Source organism: Hydrogenophaga soli, assembly GCF_054777695.1.
On record NZ_BAAHAK010000002.1, the window covers coordinates 552,349 to 574,641 of the forward strand.

14 protein-coding genes and 1 pseudogene are annotated in these 22,293 nt (G+C 65.7%); 10 read left to right on the forward strand and 5 right to left on the reverse strand.

From position 1 onward, the window contains the following. Window positions 1–5 precede the first annotated feature (5 nt). On the reverse strand, window positions 6–872 hold the full coding sequence (ygiD, locus tag ACYVB7_RS05715; RefSeq protein WP_460505714.1) for a 4,5-DOPA-extradiol-dioxygenase: 867 nt from the start codon (window positions 870–872) through the stop codon (window positions 6–8). A gap of 161 nt (window positions 873–1,033) precedes the next feature. Between ygiD and ACYVB7_RS05720 the strand changes: the two genes are divergently transcribed. Then, a complete protein-coding gene (locus tag ACYVB7_RS05720) occupies window positions 1,034–1,435 on the forward strand; it encodes a carboxymuconolactone decarboxylase family protein (RefSeq protein ID WP_460505660.1) in 402 nt (133 codons plus the stop codon). 302 nt (window positions 1,436–1,737) lie between these two features. On the opposite strand, the gene ACYVB7_RS05725 is transcribed toward ACYVB7_RS05720, so the two are convergent. After that, window positions 1,738–2,391, reverse strand: a complete 654-nt coding sequence (locus ACYVB7_RS05725; protein WP_460505662.1) for a flavin reductase family protein — start codon at window positions 2,389–2,391, stop codon at window positions 1,738–1,740. A 51-nt stretch (window positions 2,392–2,442) separates the two neighbouring features. Here ACYVB7_RS05725 and ACYVB7_RS05730 point away from each other — a divergent pair, with 51 nt between their 5' ends. Beyond that, on the forward strand, window positions 2,443–3,039 hold the full coding sequence (locus tag ACYVB7_RS05730; RefSeq protein WP_460505664.1) for an NAD(P)H-dependent oxidoreductase: 597 nt from the start codon (window positions 2,443–2,445) through the stop codon (window positions 3,037–3,039). Window positions 3,040–3,139: 100 nt separating this feature from the next. On the opposite strand, the gene ACYVB7_RS05735 is transcribed toward ACYVB7_RS05730, so the two are convergent. The 3 genes from ACYVB7_RS05735 to ACYVB7_RS05745 are packed head-to-tail and all read right to left on the reverse strand — an operon-like array spanning window position 3,140 to window position 4,746. Then, window positions 3,140–3,556 (reverse strand): DUF6691 family protein, encoded by a 417-nt coding sequence (locus ACYVB7_RS05735; RefSeq protein ID WP_460505666.1) that lies wholly within the window; start codon window positions 3,554–3,556, stop codon window positions 3,140–3,142. Continuing rightward, window positions 3,553–4,047 carry a YeeE/YedE family protein gene (locus ACYVB7_RS05740; protein ID WP_460505667.1) on the reverse strand — a complete coding sequence of 165 codons (495 nt, stop codon included), beginning with the start codon at window positions 4,045–4,047 and terminating at the stop codon, window positions 3,553–3,555. Before ACYVB7_RS05740 ends, ACYVB7_RS05735 begins: the two co-directional genes overlap by 4 nt. A 39-nt stretch (window positions 4,048–4,086) precedes the next feature. Further along, entirely contained in the window at window positions 4,087–4,746 is a 660-nt protein-coding gene (locus tag ACYVB7_RS05745; RefSeq protein WP_460505668.1) for a hypothetical protein, read from the reverse strand. Between the two features lie 88 nt (window positions 4,747–4,834). Between ACYVB7_RS05745 and ACYVB7_RS05750 the strand changes: the two genes are divergently transcribed. The 8 genes and pseudogenes from ACYVB7_RS05750 (at window position 4,835) to ACYVB7_RS05785 (ending at window position 22,243) form a co-directional block, all read left to right on the forward strand. Beyond that, window positions 4,835–6,262: a leucine-rich repeat-containing protein kinase family protein gene (locus tag ACYVB7_RS05750; RefSeq protein ID WP_460505670.1), complete on the forward strand. Its 1,428-nt coding sequence runs from the start codon at window positions 4,835–4,837 to the stop codon at window positions 6,260–6,262. 93 nt (window positions 6,263–6,355) lie between these two features. Further along, window positions 6,356–7,093 carry a response regulator transcription factor gene (locus ACYVB7_RS05755; RefSeq protein WP_460505671.1) on the forward strand — a complete coding sequence of 246 codons (738 nt, stop codon included), beginning with the start codon at window positions 6,356–6,358 and terminating at the stop codon, window positions 7,091–7,093. Between the two features lies 1 nt (window position 7,094). Next, window positions 7,095–9,074: a sensor histidine kinase gene (locus tag ACYVB7_RS05760; RefSeq protein WP_460505673.1), complete on the forward strand. Its 1,980-nt coding sequence runs from the start codon at window positions 7,095–7,097 to the stop codon at window positions 9,072–9,074. A gap of 201 nt (window positions 9,075–9,275) precedes the next feature. Further along, window positions 9,276–9,479, forward strand: a pseudogene (locus ACYVB7_RS05765) (SDR family NAD(P)-dependent oxidoreductase); the annotation flags it as partial. Window positions 9,480–9,498: 19 nt separating this feature from the next. Continuing rightward, on the forward strand, window positions 9,499–12,780 hold the full coding sequence (locus tag ACYVB7_RS05770; protein WP_460505675.1) for an IPTL-CTERM sorting domain-containing protein: 3,282 nt from the start codon (window positions 9,499–9,501) through the stop codon (window positions 12,778–12,780). A gap of 100 nt (window positions 12,781–12,880) precedes the next feature. Then, complete coding sequence (locus tag ACYVB7_RS05775; RefSeq protein ID WP_460505677.1) at window positions 12,881–20,833, forward strand: IPTL-CTERM sorting domain-containing protein; 7,953 nt, start codon at window positions 12,881–12,883, stop codon at window positions 20,831–20,833. Then, window positions 20,817–21,197 carry an EF-hand domain-containing protein gene (locus ACYVB7_RS05780; protein ID WP_460505678.1) on the forward strand — a complete coding sequence of 127 codons (381 nt, stop codon included), beginning with the start codon at window positions 20,817–20,819 and terminating at the stop codon, window positions 21,195–21,197. Before ACYVB7_RS05775 ends, ACYVB7_RS05780 begins: the two co-directional genes overlap by 17 nt. Window positions 21,198–21,253: 56 nt before the next feature. Continuing rightward, a complete protein-coding gene (locus ACYVB7_RS05785) occupies window positions 21,254–22,243 on the forward strand; it encodes a hypothetical protein (RefSeq protein ID WP_460505680.1) in 990 nt (329 codons plus the stop codon). Window positions 22,244–22,293: the final 50 nt, after the last annotated feature.

Here is a 22,293-nt window from a genome sequence, read left to right on the forward strand (position 1 = left end):
GCGGCTCACCCCCAAACCACCGACCGCATGGAAATGGCGGCCATCTGGAAACCCTCGTTGAAGAACTGCACCGCTTCGCCCGCCTGGGCGGCCCCGGCGGTGTACAGCAGGGGCAGCATGTGGTCGTGTGTGGGGTGGGCCAGGCGGGTGGCCGGACCCCAGTCCAGGAACCGCGCCAGGCCGTCGGCATCGCCCTGGGTGAGGTGGCGGGCGGTCTGGGCGTCGAACTCCAGCGCCCAGTCGTAGGTCTGGTTGTCGGCGGCGGTGCGCGCCATGGCCCCCAGGTTGTGCACGATGTTGCCGCTGCCCACGATCAACACCCCCCGCTCGCGCAGTGCCTGCAACTGCCGACCCAGCGCCAGGTGCTCGGACGGGGGACGGTGGTAGTCCATGCTGAGCTGGATGACCGGGATGTTGGCCTGGGGGAACATGGGCAGCAGCACGCCCCAGGCCCCATGGTCCAGGCCCCACTGGTGATCGTCCACGCCCACCGCCTGTTGAGTGGACGGTTGGCGCAGCGCCGCGGCCAGGGCCTGGGCCACCGCAGGGGCACCGGGGGCGGGGTACTGCATGTCGAACAGCGCCTGGGGAAAACCGCCAAAGTCGTGGATGGTGGCGGGTTTGTCCATGCCGGTGACGTGCCAGCCCCGGGTGATCCAGTGGGCCGAAATGCACAGGATCAGCTGCGGGGTGGGCCAGCGCTGACCCTCGCCAAACTGGCGACCCAGCGCTTCCCAGCCCTGACGCCAGCGGGTGGGCTCGATCACGTTCATGGGGCTGCCGTGGCCGGCAAACACCACGGGCATGCGGGGGCTGGGTTGCAGGCCTGGCAGGTGGCTCAGGGCTTGGACGGGGGCGGTGGTGGGCGACATGGCAAGGCTCGGCAGGGTGGCGGCAGCCCCGGCGGTGGCCGCGGCGGCGCAGGCTTGCAGGGTTTGGCGTCGGTTCAACATGGGCACAAGGTTATGCTGCGCCCCGCGCCAGCGGGCCGGGGGGCTTTGATGGCGACATTCAATTGTTTTGAAGGTTCACCGTGTCCACCATTGCCCGTCCTGCCGATCCCGAAGCCGATCCACGCGTCAAAGCGGTGTTTGACGACATCCGCGCCACGCGCAACACCGAGTTCATCAACCACATGTGGCGCTACCTGTCCTTCAACCCCGAGCTGCTGGCGCAGACCTGGGCCGAGGTCAAGCGGGTGATGGCCACGCCCAGCACGCTGGACCCGCTGACCAAGGAGCTGGTGTACATCACCGCGTCCATCGTCAACGGCTGCAGCTACTGTGTGCATTCACACACCGCGGCGGCCAAGGCCAAGGGCATGACCGATGCGCAGCATGCCGAGTTGTTGTCCATCATCGGCCTGGCGGCCAAGACCAACCAGCTGGCCGTGGGCTTGCAAGTGCCGGTGGACCCGGTGTTCGACCGGGGCTGAGCCGTGGAACACGGGCGCTGAGGGCCTGCGATGGGCGGGGGCCGGGCCGTGTGTGGGGGCGGCGACTTCGCCGGTGGCGAGGCGCACAGACCGCGGGGCGGCTGCGCGAAAGCGCAGCTTCCACCTCTGACTTCGTCGCGGTTGTCTGAACAGAGCTTTGCGCAGCAAAGCGGCGTGAGTTCCGCGACGACGCCCCACGGTCGAGCACCGCAGCGCAATCGGCTGAAAGCCGATCACCGGCGCAGGAGCCGCTCCCACACACGGCCCGGCCCCCGCCCATCGCAGGCCCTCAGCGCCCGTGTTCAGTGCGAGGGCGTGACCGGCTCCAACTGCCGGGCCTGCCACTGCCAGCCGGGCGACACGAACACCCCGGCGCCCAGGTGGTGCAGCGTGCGCAGCTCGGGCGGGATGTCGGCCACCGGCAGGTACTTGCCCTGGGCAAACACCCGGGTGTCGGCCCAGGCGCTTTCCACCTGGGCCAGGAACAGGTCGTGTGCCTGCTGCAATTCGGGCTGCGGCAGCAGCTTGCACACCAGCCAGCCCACGCAGCCTTGCAGCAGCGGCGGGTCGTCGGGTGTGGCCTGCCAGGTGGGCAGGTTGAGGGCGGTGAACTTGTCGGGCTGGGTGGCGGGGCCGCCGTCGCGGGCGGACACGCTGCCCACCGTCAGCGTGGCGTCGGCCAGGGCCACGGGCGGCAGGTTCAGCGCGAAGCGGCCCGAGGCTTCGACCAGCCCGCGGGTGAAGGTGCTTTTGTCGATGACCACGGCCACCTTGGGTGGGTCGAAATCCAGCGGCATGTTCCACGCGGCGGCCATCAGGTTTCGCTGGCCGTTGTGAGCGGCGCTCACCAGCACCGTGGGGCCGTGGTTGAGCAGCCGGTAGGCGTGGGGCAAGGCCACCGGGGCCACGGTGGCGGGGACTGAACCGGCGGGCAGGGCGGTGCTGGAGGGGGGCATGGTCTGATCCGTGTCAACACAGGGTGGGAGGGGCAGGCGCAACATGGTCGCATGTCACGCCACATTCTGCTCATCGAAGGGCACCCTGACGCTGCCCGCCGTCACCTCAACCATGTGTTGGCCGACGCCTATTGCCAGGGCGCGGTGGAGGCGGGCCACAGCGTGCGCCGCCTGTGGGTGGCCGAGCTGGACTTTGCGCTGCTGCGCAGCCAGCGCGAATGGGAGTCCACCCCCGTGCCCCTGGGGCTGCGCCAGGCGCAGGCCGACATTGCTTGGGCGCAGCACCTGGTGCTGCTGTTTCCGTTGTGGCTGGGTGACATGCCCGCGCTGCTCAAGGGTTTTCTGGAGCAGGTGGCGCGGCCCGACTTTGCCTTCAAACCCGACCCGGCCCAGCCCGGCAACCCGTTTGCCGCCAAGGGCCTGAGCGGGCGCAGCGCCCGGGTGGTGGTGACCATGGGCATGCCCGCCGCCCTGTACCGCTGGTTTTACCGGGCGCACAGCGTCAAGTCGCTGGAGCGCAACATCCTGGGTTTTGTGGGCATTGCCCCGGTCAACTCCACCCTGGTGGGCCAGGTGGACAAGCTGGGCTCCGCCGGTGTGGCCCGCTGGGAGCGGCGCTTGCGCCAGCTGGGGCGGGATGCGGTGTGAGCGGGGTCAGGCCGGTCGCCCTGGGGTGGCCGCGGTGGGGATGGCCTGATTTGCTTTGTTTTTGATAGCTGCTTGCGCTTTCATATAAAGCGCCAGACGCTTATTTCTTCATCAAACCTTGAGCCAGTGCGCCCAGCGCAATGCCACCCAGTGCCCACAGCAGGTCCAGGTTGCCGGTGCCCAGCCCGGCGATGGCGGGGCCGGGGCACACGCCGCACAGGCCCCAGCCCACGCCGAACAGGGCTGCGCCCATGGCGGTGTCGCGGTTCCAGGCGCTGGGGTGGGGGTGGAAGTGGTCGTCCAGCAGCGGGCGCTTCATCAGCCGGGGCAGGCCCTTGTAGGCCAGCAGGGCCACCGCCACCGCGCCGCCCATCACCAGCATCAGCCCGAAGTCCTGAAAGCGCAGAAAGCTCAGCACCACCTGCGGCTGGATCATGGTGGCCAGCGACAGCCCAAACCCGAACAACATGCCCGCCACCAGCGTGGCCAGGCCCGCGCCAAAGCGTTGTGCGTTCATGCCCCACCCCCCAGCGCCCAGGCGAACAGGTTGGCGGTGAGGAAGGCCGTGGCCATGAAGGTCAGCACCGCCATCAGCGACGGCCACTGCAGCGAGCCCAACCCGCAAATGCCGTGGCCCGAGGTGCAGCCGTTGCCCAACCGGGCGCCATACCCCACAAAAAAGCCGCCCACCACCAGTTGCCAGGCGGGCAGACCGGTGGACGGGGCCACGCCCTGCGCCGCCGCGCGGCCCAGCCACAGCCACCACACCGCCGCCCCGGCCACCAGCCCGGCGGCGTACACCAGCCGCCAGCCGCGTGAACCGGTGTAACGCGGCTGCTGGAAGTAGGGCCGCTGCACCACATACGACCAGGTGCTGGAAAACACCGAACTCATGCCGCCCACACGGCCTGTGAACAGGAACAGCAGCGCCACACCGGCACCGATCAGCAGGCCGCCCAGCAGGTAGTGCTGCCAGCCCAGGGGGAACAGGGAGGGGTAAGCATTCATGGCGCCGATTATGGGTGCGCCATGCAATGGCCTGGGGGGTCAGCGCCCTGTGGCGGCTTGGGTGGCTGCGTCGCGCACCTGGGCCAGGGTGCCCGTCCACACCTCAAAAAAACCCTCGGCGCGGCGCACCTGCATCCAGGTGGCCCAGCGGCTGGCGGCCAGGCTGGGGTCGCGGGTGGTCAGGCGGCTGGCCAGGTCGTCCTGCGCAATGCCCAGGCTCAGGGTGCCGCCGCGCTGGGCTTGGCTGGGGCCAGCGGGTTGGGCGCGCGCCTGCTTCACCAAGGTTTGGATGCGCACCAGCTCCGCTTGCGAGCTGGCAGGCAGGCTGTACACCCACCAGCGCCGCCCGGGTGGCGGGGCGTCCAGCCCCAGCAGGGCTCCGGTGGAGGTGGCCAGTTGCAACGGCAGCTTGCGGTCGATGGGGGCGTAGGCCCGGGGGTCTTTGGGCGTGAGTTTCAGCAGCAGTTGCGGGGCGGCGTCGGATGCGGGCACCAGCCGCTGGTCCAACTGCAAGGCCACCTGCAGCTCGGCGGGGTCGGCATCGGCCAACTGGTTGGGCAACTGCATCAGCCGCGGCACCGAACCCAGCGGCACGCCCGAGCAGGCGGCCAGCACACCCGCCACCGCCAAGACTGTAGCCCCCAGCTTGGCGCGGTTGGACGCCCAGCGGCCGAATGAAAGGAGGACCGGATGCTTCATATGATCAGTCAGCTGTTGAATCAAAAAAATGATTGTATGACGATAAAAAATAAACTGTTTACAGAAAAAACCAGGCAAGTGAACGGCCATGCACACGCTTGAACAACTGCGCAGCGGCGCACTGGCGGGCTTCACCCGGCTGGACCTGTGCGCGGGCCTCACGGCGCTGCCACCCGAGGTGTATGGCCTGGCCGACACGCTGGAGGTGCTCAACCTCAGCGGCAACCGCCTCACCGACCTGCCGCACGACCTCACCCGCTTCAAGAAGCTGAAGGTGGTGTTCGGCTCGGACAACGCCTTCACCCACTTGCCCGAGGTGCTGGGCGACTGCCCGCAGCTGCAGATGGTGGGCTTCAAGGCCAACCGCATCGCCCACGTCAGCGCGGCGGCGCTGCCCCCCGCGCTGCGCTGGCTCATCCTCACCGACAACGCGGTGGAACAGCTCCCACCCGAGCTGGGCCAGCGCCCGGCGCTGCAAAAGCTGATGCTGGCGGGCAACCGGCTGACCCGCTTGCCCGACACCCTGGCCGCGGCCAGCCAACTGGAGCTGCTGCGCCTGTCGGCCAACCGGCTGCAGGCCCTGCCGGGCTGGCTGACGGAACTGCCTGCGCTGGCCTGGCTGGCGCTGTCGGGCAACCCGGCGGTGGCGGCCCCCGGCCAGCCCCGGGCAGACGCCGCCAGCCCCGGGGGTGTGGCCCCCGCAGACACCGTGCTCCCCGCGGACACCGTGCTCAATGTGCCCAATGTCCCCCGTGTGGACTGGGCGCAGGTGGCCGTGGGGCCGCGGCTGGGGGAGGGCGCTTCGGGCCACATCCACCAGGCCCAGGTGGCGGTGGGCGCTGCGGCTGTGGCCGACCCGGCCACCCAGGCGCTGCACGGCCAGCCGCTGGCGCTCAAGCTGTTCAAAGGGGCCATGACCAGCGACGGCCTGCCCCACGACGAACTGGCCGCCAGCCTCGCCGCCGGGCCCCACCCGGCGCTGTGCACCCCGGTGGCGCAGGTGGTGGGCCACCCCCAGGGCCTGCCCGGCGTGCTGCTGCCGCTGATCCCCCCCACCCACACCGTGCTGGCCGGTCCGCCCAGCCTGGCCAGCTGCACCCGCGACGTGTACGCCCCCGCGCTGCGCCTCTCGCCCGCCGTGGCCCACACGCTGGCACGGGATGTGGCCCAGGCCGTGGCCCACCTGCACGCCCGCGGCGTGATGCACGGCGACCTGTACGCCCACAACACCCTGTGGCACCCCGCCACCGGCCACGCCTGTTTGAGCGACTTTGGGGCCGCCACCGTCCTCACCCACCTGCCCGCCCCCACGCGCCAGGCCCTGCTGGCGCTGGAGGTGCGGGCCTTTGGCCTGCTGCTGCTGGAGCTGGCCCAACGGTGCTCGCCTGAACCGGACGCCGAAGGCTCCGCCCCCCTGAGCGAGCTGCAGCACCTGGCACGGGCCTGCATGCAGGCCGACGTGCGGACCCGCCCGCACATGGCGGAGGTGGTGGCCACGCTGGCCGCGTGGGTGTGAGGAGGGGGCGCTTGTCCCCAGAAATGGGGACAAGCGCTTAAGTTCAGCGTGCCAAACTGACTGGATCGGCTCCATTGCGCTCGACAACGAACCATGATCCCCCCGTCCCCCATCACGGCACTGACCCCCATTCGCGTGGTCGTGGTCGAGGACGACCAGGACTTTCAAAAGGCGCTGCTGAGTGCGCTCATCCACGTGCCCGACATCGTGCTCACCGGCACGGCCACTTCCCGCAGCCAGGGCCTGTCGCTGCTGGCCCAAGAGCCTGCCGACGTGTTGCTGGTGGACCTGGGCTTGCCCGACGGCTCGGGCGTTGACGTGATTCGGGCCGCCCGCGAGTGTTGGCCCGCCTGCGCCGTGATGGTGTGCACCGTGTTTGGGGACGAGTCGCATGTGATGCGGGCCATCGAGGCCGGAGCCACGGGCTACTTGCTCAAAGACACCCCTCCCCACCGGGTGGCCGACCTGATTCGCACCCTGCACGCAGGGGGCAGCCCCATCAGCCCCATGATTGCCCGCAAGGTGCTGATGCGGTTCCAGGACGTGCCCACCGCCGACACCCCTGCAGACGAATCACCCTCCACCTTCAACCCCACGGCCATGGCCTACGGGGGCACCGCACGCGTGCCCAAGGTGGCCTTGTCGGCGCGGGAAAACCAGGTGCTCAGCCTCATCACCAAAGGCTTCACCGCGGAAGAAATCGGCAACCTGCTGGGGGTGTCGCACCACACCGTGCTGTCATACGTGCGCCGCATCTACACCAAGCTGGAAGTCACTTCCAAGGCCGAAGCCATTTTTGAAGCCCGGGCCATGGGCTTGCTGGACCGCTGACGTGAAGGTCTGGGTCCGGTGGCTTCTGGCCTGTGTGCTGGCTTGGGGCTGCTGCGGCACGTTGTGGGCGCAAGAACCCCAGCGCATCACCCAGGCCGAGTTCATGCACATCGACGGCACCGGCTACTCGCGCCCGCCCTACAGCATCGACAGCCGCACGCTCACCGGCCCGTGGGAAACGGTGGCCCTGCCCCATGCCGTCAAACCATCGCGGGTGGACGATGCTTTGAGGGACAAAACCTTGCCCCCCCCCACCGTGCAGGAGTGGTACCGCGTGCGCATACCGCTCGCCGCCTGGGCCGAGCCCGCAGGCTCGGGCAGGGCGCACACGAACCCCCTGGCCCTGTACCTGCCCCGTTGGAAAGCCGATGGCACCCTGACCATCTATGGCAATGGGCGGTTGCTGTACCAGTCGCACGCGGGCATGGCCTGGAACGGCTGGAACACCCCGTTGCGCATTGCCCTGGACGAAACCGCCGACGCCCCCGCCCCCACTGAACTGCTGTTCCGCCTGGAGCGCCCCCGCCTCACCGGCGGCGGCATCTCCTCCGTGTGGGTGGGGCCGGAGCAAGCGCTGGACATCCGTTACCGCCTGCGCCACTTGGTTCAACTGGACATCCCCGCCCTCAGCAGCGCCTCGTTCCTGGCTGTGGGGCTGTTTGCATTGCTGGTGTGGTTCCGAGAGCGACAAGAGCCGCTGTACCCGCTGTTCTTTTGGGTGTCGGTGGCCTCGTACCTGCGCACCCTGCACTTCCATGTGGGCACCGAGCGCCTGCCCCTGCCCGAAGAATGGTTCAGCTGGCTGACCCTCAACTCGCTGTTCTGGATGGTGTCGCTGGTGCACTTCTTCTTGAACATGCTGCACGGCCACCCCTCCCGCTGGTTGTCCCGGGTGATGGTGCTCACCCCGGTGGTGGTGGGCGTGTGCACGCTGCCCGTGTCGTGGGCCCCGTTTGATGCCTACACCGTGGCCGCGCTGGCCTACGTGGTCTTGCTGGTGTACGGCAGCATGGCCGCCGTGCTGGACTTGCGCAAGTCCCGCCAGCACCAGTCGCGTGACGGCGTGCTGCTGGCCAGCTGGGGCGGGGTGGGCATGGGCTTGGGCATTTACGACTGGTTCTTGCAGAACAACCTGATCGACATTGAAGGCTACTACCTGGGCCCCTACACCAACGTGCTGGCCTTTCTGATGCTGGCCTACATCATGTACCGCCGCTATGTGGACGCCATTCAGACCGCTCGGCGGGCCAGCGTCACCTTGGCCCAGCGCCTGGCCGAGCGCGAGGCCGAACTGCTCCAAAGCCACGAACGCCTGCGCGAAATCGAGCAGCGCGAACTGCTCAACCGCGAACGCGCCCGCCTGATGCAAGACATGCACGACGGCATGGGCTCGTCCTTGCGATCGGCCCTGTGGGCGGTGGAACACGGCCAGCAAAACGAGGCCATGCTGGCCGACATCCTCAAGAACTGCATTGACGACCTCAAGCTGGCCATCGACTCCATGGAGTCCGTGCAGACCGACCTGCTGCTGTTGCTGGCCACCTGGCGGTTTCGGCTGGAGCCACGCCTTCACAACACCGGCATCCGCCTGCGGTGGGACGTGACCGACGTGCCCGCCTTGCCCTGGCTGGAGCCCCACAGCGCCTTGCACATCCTGCGCATCCTGCAAGAGGCGCTCACCAACATCATGAAACACGCCCACGCCACCGAGGTGCGGGTGCTCACCGGGGTGGAGGGCGACGGCGTGTGGCTCAGCATCCAGGACAACGGCGTGGGCCTGAACCCCGACGCCGCAGCGCCCGGCCCCGTGCCGCAGCACCTTCCGTCCCGAGGCCGGGGGCTGAACAACATGCAGCAGCGTGCCCTGGCCATCCACGCCCGGCTGCACATGGGGCCTGCGCAACCCACGCCGCCCCACGGCACCCTGCTGCACCTGTGGCTGCCGCTGAACCCGCCGCAGCCCACCCAGCCCGAAACCTGATGCGCCCTGCGCAAGCGCCCCCCCAGCGTTTGCAGTCACATCCAAGTCCCTTTTGCGCCCGGCGTGTCCCCAGTTCTGGGTACAGCGCGTTGGCGGGCATGGCGGTAGCCTCCCCGTTCACATGGATTTCATGAAGCGGCATGGATGCGCCAGAGAATGCTATTGAAAGCATAGCTTATTGCGCTTTTCACACAAGCAGAAATGACCCCAAAGACTGCATTCATCACGGGTGGTGGCTCGGGCATAGGGCGAGCACTGGCCCGGGCATTGGCAGCACGCGGTGTGCACGTGTGCGTGACCGACATGGACGAACACGCCGCGCAACGCGTGGTCCACGACTGCGGCCCACACGCCACCGCCCTGGCGCTGGACGTGCGCGATGCCGACGCCGTGCACCGCGCCCCCACTCAAACCCGGAGTTGCCATGATGCCCTGCACCCTCAAGACCACCATGCACCGGACCGCCCTGTGCCTGGCCGCCATGCTGCTGGGCCTGTGCGGCACAGCCCACGCCACCACCCTGATCACCACCGTGGCGGGGGGCGGTGCCAGCGGCCCACCAGACGGCCCGCCGTTGAGCATTGGCCTGGACGGCCCCTCCGACCTGGCCCTGGACGGGGCCGGGCGGTTGGTGGTGATGTCCAGTGGCTTTGGGGCCGGCGGCGTGGCGTGCTGGGTGGCCCGCTTGACTGCCGATGGCAGCCAGGTCAACCGGGTGGCGGGGGATGGCTCCTGTTCACGCGGCTGGCCGCAGCCCAACTTTGGCGGGGATGGTGGCCCGGCCACCTTGGCCCAGATTTCGGGCGACACCGATGCCAATGCATACCCTGGCCTGACGGTGGACGCGGCTGGCAACATCTACATTGCCGACTTCAACAACAACCGGGTGCGCAAGGTGGATGCGGTCACGGGCCTCATCAGCACCGTGGCCGGCAACGGCACCGCAGGCTTCAGCGGTGATGGCGGCGCGGCCACCGCTGCGCAACTCTCCTACCCGACCCGCGTCGCTGTGGATGCAAGCGGCAACCTCTACATCGCCGGTGGCGGTCGCATCCGCAAGGTCGCTGCAGCCACGGGCCTCATCAGCACCGTGGCCGGCAACGGCACCATAGGCTACGGCGGCGACGGGGGGCCGGCCACGGCAGCGGCATTGAATTCTCCCATGGGCATGGCGCTCGTCGCCTCCGGCGACCTCTATTTCGCCGACATGAACAACGCCCGCATCCGCAGGGTGGATGCGGCCACGGGCACCATCACCACCGTAGCCGGCACCGGCACATGGGGTTACAGCGGCGACGGCGGCGCGGCGACGGCGGCCAAACTGGGGTCGCCCTCCGGCGTGGCACGGGACGCCGCCGGCAACTTCTACATCGCCGACTACGACAACAACCGCATCCGCAAGGTGGATGCGGTTACCGGAATCATCAGCACCGTGGCCGGCAACGGTACGGCCGGTTTCGGCGGCGACGGCGGCGTGGCCACGGCGGCGCAACTGAGCTGGCCTACCGGTATCGCGGTGGACGCGGCGGGCAACCTCTACATCGCCGACAACCAGAACAATCGCGTGCGCAAGGTGGATGCCGCCAGCGGCAACATCGCTACCTTGATCGGCACCGGTGGCCCGGCGACGCCCATTCAGTCCATGGCGGCCGCCTCCGCACCGCTGGCTGCGCCTGTCGGCCTGGCGCTGGGGGGCGGCAAGCTCTACTTCGCTGACATGAGCAAAAATTTCCTCAACCAGTTGAATCTTTCCACCGGTCTGGTGGATACCGTGGCCGGCACGGGCGTCTTTGCTAGCGGCGGCGACGGCGGCCCCGCAACTGCCGCGCAGTTATCGGGGCCGACAGGGGTGGCGCGGGATGCACAGGGCAACCTCTACATCGCCGACACCTACGGCAACCGGGTGCGCAAAGTGGATGCGGCGAGCGGCCTCATCAGCACCGTCGCCGGCACCGGTACCCAGGGCTCGAGCGGCGATGGTGGCGCGGCGACTGCGGCGGCGCTGAACCGTCCGCAAGGGTTGGCCCTGGATGCGGCGGGCAACCTCTACATCGCCGATGGCGGCGTCCGGGTGCGCAAAGTGAGTGCGGCGAGCGGGATCATCAGCACCGTCGCAGGCACCACCCAGGGGTTTACTGGCGACGGTGGCCTCGCCACGGCGGCGAAGTTAAACCAGCTCGCCAGTCTTGCCTTCGACGCGGCCGGCAATCTTCACATCGCCGATTCTGGCAATTGCCGTATCCGCAAGGTGGATGCGGCGAGCGGAGTCATCAGCACCATCGCCGGCAGCGTCTGCGGCTTTAGCGGCGACGGCGGCCCGGCGACGTCCGCGCAGCTCCAGTATCCCACGGGCATCGCCTTCGACAGTGCCGGCAGCCTCTTCATTGCCGACTATCAAAATCACCGCATCCGCAAGGTGGATACGGCCACTGGCCTCATCAGCACCGTGGCGGGCACGGGCACGGCGGGTTTCGGAGGGGACGGTGGCGCGTCAACGGCAGCGCAACTGAAACTCCCCACCGACCTGGCTATTGATGTCAACGGAATTCTCTATGTTGTAGATCAGGGTAACCGTCGCCTGCGCCGCCTGGCCGACACGCCCAATGCCCCCACCGCCGTGGTGGCAACGGCGGGCGACACCCAGGCCCGCGTGGACTTTGCCGCGCCGGCGGCGGGCAGCCTGCCCATCAGTCGCTACACGGTGGTCTCCAACCCCGCAGGCGGGGTGGATGCCCAGGCCGGCACCACGGCCACCAGCCACACCCTCACCGGCCTGACCAACGGCACCAGCTACACCTTCACCGTGGTGGCCACCAACGGCGTGGGCGATGGGCCGGTTTCGGCGGCGTCCAACGCCGTCACCCCCGCCACCATTCCCGGCGCACCCACCGGGGTCAGCGCCAGTGCCAACGCCAGCAACGGGCAAGCCACCGTCAGTTTCAGCGCCCCGGCCAGCAACGGCGGCAGCGCCATCACGGGGTACACGGTGGTTTCCAACCCCGCGGGCGGGGTGGATGCCCAGGCCGGTGCCACAGCCTTGAGCCACACCGTCACCGGGCTGACCAACGGCACCAGCTACACCTTCACCGTGGTCGCCACCAACGGCGTGGGCGACAGCGTGGCCTCGGTGGCGTCCAATGCGGTGGTGCCGGGCGCAGTGGTGGGCACGGGCGGGCGAAAAGCCGCACTGGGCGCGGGCAGTTGGGTGCTGAACTCAGCGCAGACCGCCGGGTTCATTCCCGCCACCGGGCACGCCAAGTCGCCAACGTCCCAACCCGCGGGCTACAGCTTTCCGCACGGCTTGCTCGACTTCACCTTGACTGGCGGCGCGTCAGGCTCCACCGCCACGCTGGTGCTGACCTACCCCAGCGCCTTGCCCGCAGGCACGGTGTATTGGAAGTACGGCCCCAGCCCGGCGGGGTACGACTGTGCAAACGCCCCGGCGTGTGCAGAACCGCACTGGTACCGCATGCCTGCCTCGCAGGCGGTGGTGTCGGGCAACACGGTCACGCTGACCATCACCGACGGGGGTGTGGGTGACGACGACCTGCTGGCCAACGGCACCATCGTGGACGCCGGGGGGCCGGGCGTGCCGCTGGGTGGCGGGGTGGCGGGCGTGCCCACGCTGAGTCAGTGGGGCTTGCTGTGCCTGTCGGGCTTGATGTTGATGGGGTTTGTGTTCACACGGCCTGTGCGGCGCTTGTAGTCAGTTCTGGCTACATACAGAAAGCCTCCTGTTGCCTACATTCAGCGCCGCCGCCATGGCGGCGGTCGCATTGCGCTTCCTGTCTCTTGGAGAAATCACCGTGTTGTTACGCCGTTATGGTTTGTGGTTCCTGGCTGCCCTGCTGACGGCCTTGATGTTTTCTCGCCCGGCCTTGGCGGCGGACTGGGCGAAGAATTTCGGCGGTGATACCACCATTACCGGAACGGCGGTCGATGGCAGCGGCAACACCTATATCACCGGCTACTTTGCCGGCGCCAGTTTGACTCTGGGCACGACCACGCTCAGCCGCATCGGCACTCAAGATGCCTTCGCCGCCAAGCTCGACGCCAACGGCAGCGTACTGTGGGCCAAGAACTTCGGCGGAAGCGGGGCGAATGCTGGGGCCACCGGCATCGTCGTCGACGCTTCGGGCAATGTGGTTCTGGGCGGATATTTCAATGCCAACCTCACCACGCCGACCTTGACCAAGATCGGCACGCAGGATGCCTTTGCGCTCAAATTGGATGGCAGCGGCGCCGTCGTCTGGGGCAAGAACTACGGCGGCAGTGGGGCGACGGCCCAAGCCAACGGCATTGCCGTCGATGGCTCGGGCAATGTCTATCTGGGCGGCTATTTCAAGACCGCCAACCTCACCACCCCGGTCTTGACCCGGATCGGCGTGCAAGACGCCTTCGCCTTCAAACTCGACGCCAGCGGCGTCACCACCTGGGCCAAGAGCTACGGCGGCAGCGGGACCAGTGCCTGGGCCACCGGCATTGCCGCGGATGGTTCGGGCAACGTCTATCTGGGTGGCTATTACCAGGATGGCGACTTCACCACGCCAGTGTTGGCACGCATGGGGGCGCAGGATGCTTTCGCCTTCAAGCTTGACGCCAGCGGTGCCATCACCTGGGCCAAGGGCTACGGTGCCAGCGGCGCGATTGCGCAAGCCAAGGGCATTGCCGTGGATGGATCGGGCAACGTCTATCTGGGGGGCACTTTCAACGCGGCCAACCTCACCACACCGGCCTTGACCAGGATCGGCATTCAGGACGCCTTCGCCCTCAAACTCGACAGCAGTGGTGTCACCGCCTGGGCCAAAAACTACGGTGGTGCCGGGACCAATGCGTTTGCCACTGGCATCGCGGTCGATGCCGCGGGCAATGTGTATCTGGGGGGCTATTTCCAGGATGGCAGCTTCAGCACCCCGACCTTGGCCCGCGTGGGGGCGCGGGATGTCTTCGCCTTCAAGCTCGACAGCAGTGGCACAACCGCCTGGCTCAAGCGCTACGGCGGTACCGGCGGGACGATGGCTTGGGCCAACGGCATTGCCGTGGATGGCTCGGGCAATCTGTATCTGGGCGGGAATTTCAGCGGCGGTAGCCTCACCGCCCCGGCCTTGACCGCGATCGGCAGCCAAACCGCCTTGGTTCTCAGGCAGAGCACGCTGCCGCCCATCCTCAACAGCATTGCCCCGACCAGTGGCAGCGTCGCCGGCGGCACGGTGGTGACGCTCACCGGTTACAACTTCACCGGTGCCACCAGCGTCAAGTTCGGTGCCAACAACGGCACGGCGCTGACCGTCAATTCCGCCACCTCGATCACCGTCACCACGCCCGCTGGCAGCAGCGGCATCGGCGCGGTCGATGTGGTCGTCACCCACGCCAACGGCAGCAATCCCGCCGGCAATGGGCTGTTTTCGTACTTCGACGTTCCAGCCCAACCGACCGCCCCCAACGTGACCGTCACGGGAAACGTCGCACTTGTCAGCTTCACTGCTCCGGCGGCCAATGGCACCACCATCACCGGGTACACGGTGATTTCCAGCCCCGTGGGCGGCGTTGACATCGACGCTGGCAGCCTTTCCACCACGCACCGCATCGTCGGCCTTGCCGCGGGGACCACGTACAGCTTTTCCGTGGTGGCCACCAACGCCATGGGCAGCAGCATTGCCTCCAGCGGTACCAGCGCCAGCACGGCGGCCAGTTTGGCCAACGAGAGCTTTGGCAGCTTCGGAACCAACACCAACATCACTGGCACGGCGGTTGATGGCACCGGCAACACCTATGTGAGCGGCACGTTCACCGGCGCCACGTTGGTGCTGGGTGCGACCACGCTGACCCGCATCGGCGTCCAGGACGCCTTTGTCGCCAAGCTCAACAGCAGCGGCAACGTGTTGTGGGCGAAGAACTATGGCGGCAGTGGCGGGTATGCCGCAGCCAGCGGCATCGCTGTCGACGGTTCAGGCAATGTGTATCTGGGCGGCTTTTTCAATGCCGACCTGAGCACCCCGTCCCTGGCCAGAGTCGGTCTCACGGATGCCTTTGCCTTCAAGCTTGATGGCAGCGGCACCCTCACCTGGGCCAAGAACTTCGGTGGCACCGGGGCTCATGCCCTCGGCAAGGCCATTGCCATTGATGGTTCGGGCAATGTGTATCTGGACGGGTATTTCTCCAGCGGCAACCTGACCGTTCCGGCCCTGACCAAGCTTGGCACCCAAGACGCTTTCGCCGTCAAGCTTGATGGCAGTGGCACCACTGCCTGGGCCAAGAACTTTGGTGGCGCTGGGGCCTCCGCCATTGCCACCGCCATTGCCGTGGACAGTTCGGGCAACGTCTACCTGGGTGGGTATGTGGAAACGGCCAACCTCAGCACCCCGGCCGTGACCCTGATCGGAGCGCGGGACGCCTTCGCCTTCAAGCTCGACAGCAGCGGCACCACGACCTGGGCCAGGAACTTCGGCGGCAGCGGCGGAGCCAGTGTCTATGCCAAAGGCATGGCCCTCGATGGCACGGGCAATGTCTATCTGGTGGGCTACTTCGAATGGGCCAATCTGACCACGCCGGCCTTGACGTTGATCGGCGGCGTCGATGCCTTTGCCTTCAAGCTCGACAGCACCGGCAGCACCACCTGGGCCAGAAGCTACGGCGGCGCCGGGGCCAATGCCTATGCCACTGGCGTTGCCGTTGACGGTTCGGGCAGCGTTCATTTGGGCGGCTATTTCCAGGGGGCCAACCTGAGCACCCCGGGCTTGAGCCTGATCGGCGGCTCTGATGCCTTTGCCGTCAAGCTCGACAGTGGCGGCACCTCCACCTGGACCAAAAACTTTGGTGGCAGCGGGGCGGCGGTCTACCTGCAAGCCATTGCCGTCGATGCGTTGGGCAACTTCATGCTTGGCGGGTATTTCGAGGGTACCCATCTCAGTACCCCGGCCTTGACCCTGATCGGGGCTCAAGATGCTTTCCTCTTCAAGCAAAGCGTGCAAAGCAGTCAGCTTCCCGTTGTCGCCAGCATCAGCCCGACCCATGGCGTTGCCGCGGGTGGCACGGCGGTGACGGTCACAGGCTTCAATTTCACCGGCGCCACCGGCGTCAAATTCGGTGCCAACAGCGGCACCGCGCTGACCGTTCATTCCACCAACTCGCTCACTGTCACCACGCCCGCCAGCAGCACCGGCTTTGGCGCGGTGGATGTGGTCGTGACCAATGCCAGCGGCAGCAACGCCAGCGGCAATGGGCTGTTCAACTACTTCGATCCGCCCGCGCAAGCGGCGGCACCCAACGTGACTGTTACTGGAAACGTTGCCCTCGTCAGCTTCACCCCGCCCGCGGCCAATGGTTCGGCCATCACGGGTTATTCGGTGATCACCAGCCCTGCGGGTGGTGTTGATCTGGATGCGGGCAGCCTCGCCACCACCCACCGCATCGTGGGCCTGGTGGCGGGCACCACCTACAACTTCACCGTGGTCGCCGTCAACGGCGGTGGCAGCACCTCGTCCAGTGCCACCGCCGTTGTCACCGCTGGCAGCCCGACGCGTTATGTGGGGCTGAGTTTTGGCAATTTGGCCGGGAGCGACACCAACATCGCCACCACGGCGGTCGATGGCACCGGCAACACCTATGTGGCGGGTACGTTCAACAGCGCCACGCTGGCGCTGGGTGCCGTCACCTTGACCAAGATCGGCGCGATCGATGTTTTTGTGATGAAGATCGGTGCTGGCGGCACGGTGCTGTGGGCGAAGAACTTTGGGGGCAACGGAGCAACGGCTTCGACCGGCGGCATCGCGGTCGATGGCTCGGGCAACGTCTATCTGGGCGGCCATTTCGGCTCCAACCTCACCACCCCGGCCTTGACTCTGATGGGTGCTCAGGATGTCTTTGCCTTCAAGCTCGACAGCAGCGGTAATGTCACGTGGGCCAAGAACTTTGGCGGCAGCGGGACCAATGCCTGGGCCACCGGCATCGCCGTCGATGGCTCGGGTAACGTCTTCCTTGGAGGCTATTACCAGGACGGCAATTTCAGCACCCCCAGCCTGACCCGGATCGGCGCTCGCGATGCCTTCGCCTTCAAGCTGGACAGCAACGGTGCCACGGTCTGGGCCAAGAGCTACGGCGGCAGCGGGGTGATGGCTGAGGCCAGCGGCATCGCCGCCGATGCTTCGGGCAACGCCTACCTGAGCGGCTCTTTCACCGGCGCCAACCTCACCACCCCGGCCTTGACCAAGATTGGCAATTGGGACAGCTTCGCCTTCAAACTAGACAGCGCCGGTGCCACCACCTGGGCAAAGAACTACGGTTCCAGCGGGGCCAATGCCTATGCCAAGGGCATCGCTGTGGACGGCTCGGGCAACGTGTATCTGGGGGGCTATTTCCAGGGTGCCAACCTGAGCGCACCGGCCTTGACCCTGATGGGCGGCACCGACGTTTTCGCCTTCAAGCTTGACAGCAGCGGTGCTACGACCTGGGCCAAAAACTTTGGCGGCAGCGGGGCAACCACCGTTGCCAGTGGCATCGCCGTGGATGGTGCAGGCAATGTGTACCTGGGCGGCTGGTTCTACACCGGCAACCTCACCACCCCGGCCTTGACCCTGATCGGCACGCAGGATGCCTTTGCCTTCAAGCTCAATGCCAGCGGTGTGCTCACCTGGGCCAGGAACTTCGGCGGCAGCGGGGCGACGGCCCCGGCCAACAGCATTGCCGTCGATGCGTCGGAAAACATCTATCTGGGCGGTCAGTTCAATGCCAACCTCAGCGCACCGGCGCTGACCAAGTTCGGCACGCGGGATGCGTACATCCTCCAACAGAACACCGCCGTACCTCTGGTTGTCGGCCTCAGCCCGGCCAGCGGCGTTGTTGGCGGCGGCACGGTGACGACTCTCAGCGGTTTCAACTTCTCTGGTGTCACTGGCGTCAAGTTTGGTGCCAACAGTGGCACCGCACTGACCGTCAACTCAGCCACTTCGCTCACCGTCACCACCCCAGCCAGCAGCACAGGTGTCGGCGCGGTTGATGTGGTGGTTACCAATGCCGCGGGCAGCAACCTTGCTGGCAATGGGCTGTTTGCCTACCTCGACGGCCCCGCTCAACCGGCGGCACCGACGGTTGTACTGATTGGCAACATTGCCTTCGTCAGCTTCACCCCACCGGCGGCCAACGGTTCGGTGATCACCGGCTACACGGTGATCACCAGCCCAGCGGGCGGCGTTGACATTGACGCCGGCAGCCTTGCCACCACCCACCGCATCGTCGGCCTTGCCGCGGGGACCACGTACAGCTTTTCCGTGGTGGCCACCAACGCCATCGGCAGCAGCACGCCTTCCAGCGGTGCCAGCGCCAGCACCCCGGCAAGCTTTGGCAGCGAAAGCTTCGGCAGTCTGAGCGCCGACACCCTGATCACCGCCACGGCGGTCGATGGCGCTGGCAACACCTATGTGAGTGGCATGTTCACGGGTGCCACGTTGACCCTGGGCGGAACCACGTTGACCCGCATCGGTGCCACGGATGCCTTTGCCGCCAAGTTCAACGCTGCGGGCAACGTGCTGTGGGCAAAGAATTACGGTGGCAGCGGGGCCACCGTGGTCACCACCGGCATCGCCGTCGATGCCTCGGGCAATGCCTACCTGAGTGGCTACTTTGGCGGTGCCAACCTCACCACCCCGGCCTTGGTCAAGATGGGTGGCACGGACGCCTTTGCTTTCAAGCTTGATGGTAGCGGCACCCCTACCTGGGCAAAGAACTACGGTGCCAGCGGGGCCAATGCCTATGCGAAAGGCATTGCCGTGGACGGCTCGGGCAACGTGTATCTGGGGGGCTATTTCCAGGGAGCCAACCTGACCGCACCGGCCTTGACCCTGATGGGCGGCACCGACGTTTTCGCTTTCAAGCTTGACAGCAGCGGTGCTACGACCTGGGCCAAAAACTTTGGCGGCAGCGGGGCAACCACCGTTGCCAGTGGCATCGCCGTGGATGGTGCAGGCAATGTGTACCTGGGCGGCTGGTTCTACACCGGCAACCTCACCACCCCGGCCTTGACCCTGATCGGCACGCAGGATGCCTTTGCCTTCAAGCTCAATGCCAGCGGTGTGCTCACCTGGGCCAGGAACTTCGGCGGCAGCGGGGCGACGGCCCCGGCCAACAGCATTGCCGTCGATGCGTCGGAAAACGTCTATCTGGGCGGTCAGTTCAATGCCAACCTCACCACCCCGGCCTTGACCAAGACCGGCACGCAGGACGTTTTCGCCCTCAAACTCGACAGCAGCGGCACCACCACTTGGGCCAAGAATTTCGGTGGCAGCGGGACCAATGCCTGGGCGACTGGCATTGCCGCCGATGTCTCGGGTAACGTCTTCCTTGGAGGCTACTACCAGGACGGCAACTTCAGCACCCCCAGCTTGCCCCGGATCGGCGCTCGGGACGGTTTCGCCTTCAAGCTCGATGGCAGCGGCACCACCACTTGGAGCAAAAGCTATGGCGGTAGCAGCGGGGGGGCGATGGTGCAGATCACCGGCATCGCTGCCGACACCGTGGGCAAGGCCTATCTGGGCGGGTATTTCGGCACCGCCAATCTCACCAACCCGGCCTTGACGCGGATCGGCAGCCAGGACGCCTTCTTGGTGCAGTCGGCCACGTCGCCCAGTGCCCCCACAGGCGTTACCGCCGTGGTGGGTCTTGGTCAGGCCACGGTTACCTTCACCGCCCCGGCCAACGGCGGCAGCGCCATCACCGGCTACACGGTGGCCTCCAACCCGGCGGGCGGCGTTGACACTCATGCTGGCAGCACCAGCTTGACCCACCTCGTCACCGGCCTGACCAACGGGGTGAGCTACACCTTCACGGTCACCGCCACCAACGCCGTGGGCACGGGGCCGGCTTCGGCTGCGTCCAACGCCAGCGTGCCGGGCACCGTTCCGGGAGCCCCGACGGGTCTGGTGGTTGTCCCCGGTCAGGGGCAGGTGACCGTGAGCTTCACGCCTCCCGCCAGCAGCGGCAGCATGCCCATCACGGGCTACACGGTGGTCTCCAACCCGGCAGGGGGGGTGGACGCGCAAGCCGGGACGCTGGCCACCAGCCATACCGTGACCGGGTTGACCAACGGCACCAGCTACACATTTACCGTGGTGGCCACCAGCAGCGTGGGGGCAGGCCCGGCTTCGGCGGCGTCCATCGCGGTGGTGGTCGGCAAGACCCTTGGCGGCAACGGCGCTGCACAGGCCGTGGTGGGTGCAGGCAGCTGGCTGGTGAACACCGCCCAGTCTGCGGGCTTCATCGCTTCTACCGGGCATGCCAAATCACCGCTCAACCTGCCCGCGGGCTACAGCTTTCCGCACGGCTTGCTCGACTTCACCTTGACCGGGGGCACGCCAAGCACCAGCGCCACGCTGGTGCTGACCTACCCCAGCGCCTTGCCCGCAGGCACGGTGTATTGGAAGTACGGCCCCAGCCCGGCGGGGTTTGACTGTGCAAACGCCCCGGCATGTGCAGAACCGCACTGGTACCGCATGCCCGCCTCACAGGCGGTGGTGTCGGGCAACACGGTCACGCTGACCATCACCGACGGGGGTGTGGGTGACGACGACCTGCTGGCCAACGGCACCATCGTGGACGCCGGGGGGCCGGGCGTGCCGCTGGGTGGCGGGGTGGCGGGCGTGCCCACGCTGAGTCAGTGGGGCTTGCTGCTGCTGGGCTTGCTGATGGCGGGGGTTGCGTGGATGAGCGCCCATGTTTTTCTGATGAATCAATGTCCACAAAGGGTTGTCAATGATGGAAATGTTTAAGCCAAATTGTTTTGTTTTGGGTTTGTTGGCTCTGGGGTTGACTTGCATGGGTTCAATGCAAGCCGTTGCGGGCGAACCGTCGACCATCATTCACTTGGCAGGAGAAGCAGCTGTCGCCGAAAAGTTTCGGGCTGCGGATTTAAATCACGATGGATTTCTTGAGAGGAATGAAGTTGAGGCGGAGGCGCAAAAACAATATGCGCAGGTTCGTCAGGCAGAGGCAGTGAGCAAGATGGCGAACAAATTGGAAGTTCCCGAGCAGGTGCATGTCGAAATGGTTGTGAAAATGCTTGAATCAGCGGATGTCAACCATGACGGAAAGGTGAGTGAGCAAGAGTTTGTGAGCTGGATGGGAAAGTCGTGAGGTGATAAGGGGTGATGTTTTTTGATATTTTGTTTGATTTTGTATGAGCTAGGGTGATGAAAATGAGTTTGAAATCGGTTCTTTACAGGGTGCTGGTGATGGTTGTTTTTTCAATCGGTGCGCCAGGATCAGTTTTTGCGTACAGTTATACAATTAAAAATGTGGGCGGAGCTCCCATATATTGGGCGCATGCACACACGGTTTCTTCGCTATGCCACGATGTGGGCATTGATATGCCTCAGCCGAATGGGCTGCTGCCCGGAATGAGTGTCAGCTTTTCAACATCTTCAATTTGTTTGGTTGATTCAATTTCTTTCAATGTGAACAAGGCGGGAGGTCAGTGGGATTTTTCGTCTCCGTATGTGGTTCAAGCGGTTGAGGTCGTTGATGAAAATGTCGTCAAAATCGCACAGGCCGCTCATGCAGCCTGCTTTGCAAGTTGTCCCACTTCTTTGCCTCGACTTGATAATAAAGTTTGCCTTGATAATTGCAATCACGAGTACGATATATCGACGGATCTTGAGATTTCTGTGAGAACTAAAAACCACCAAGTGTGTTTTGAAAATTGCAGTATTCTGAAAGCTTGTCTTGATGATTGCAATCGGGCATACGACGAAACGCCGGGTAAAACAATCAACCACACGTCGCCTCCTATTTATCCTCCAAATTGGAGCAGTTCGATTGGCATGGCAAGTGGGACCTTTGTGGTCACCCCTGGTCGGACTTGCTTTACCTCGGGATTCATTGAAGGGCTGGATAAAGTGGGTGTCGCCTTCGAAAACGCCATACTGGAAAAGTCCAATATGGCGGGTGTGGCTAATATCATGTTGAATCAGTTGATTTCAGCCGTTTCGCCTGAAATCAGTTTGGCTATGACGGTGCAGTCGGCGGCATTTTTTGCATTGTCCGGGGTCTCGGGGGTTTATGACATGGGCGTGAGCACGCCGAATAATCCTTTTGCAGTTCAGAAGTTCATTCCTATGGATGCGGCTGTTCCCATGAAAATCAGGGATATTTTGCATGGTTCTGTCGGGTGTGGTTGGTGAGTTTTGCAATCAAAAATACAATGCATGGGGTGGCCGTCATGCCAAAACTT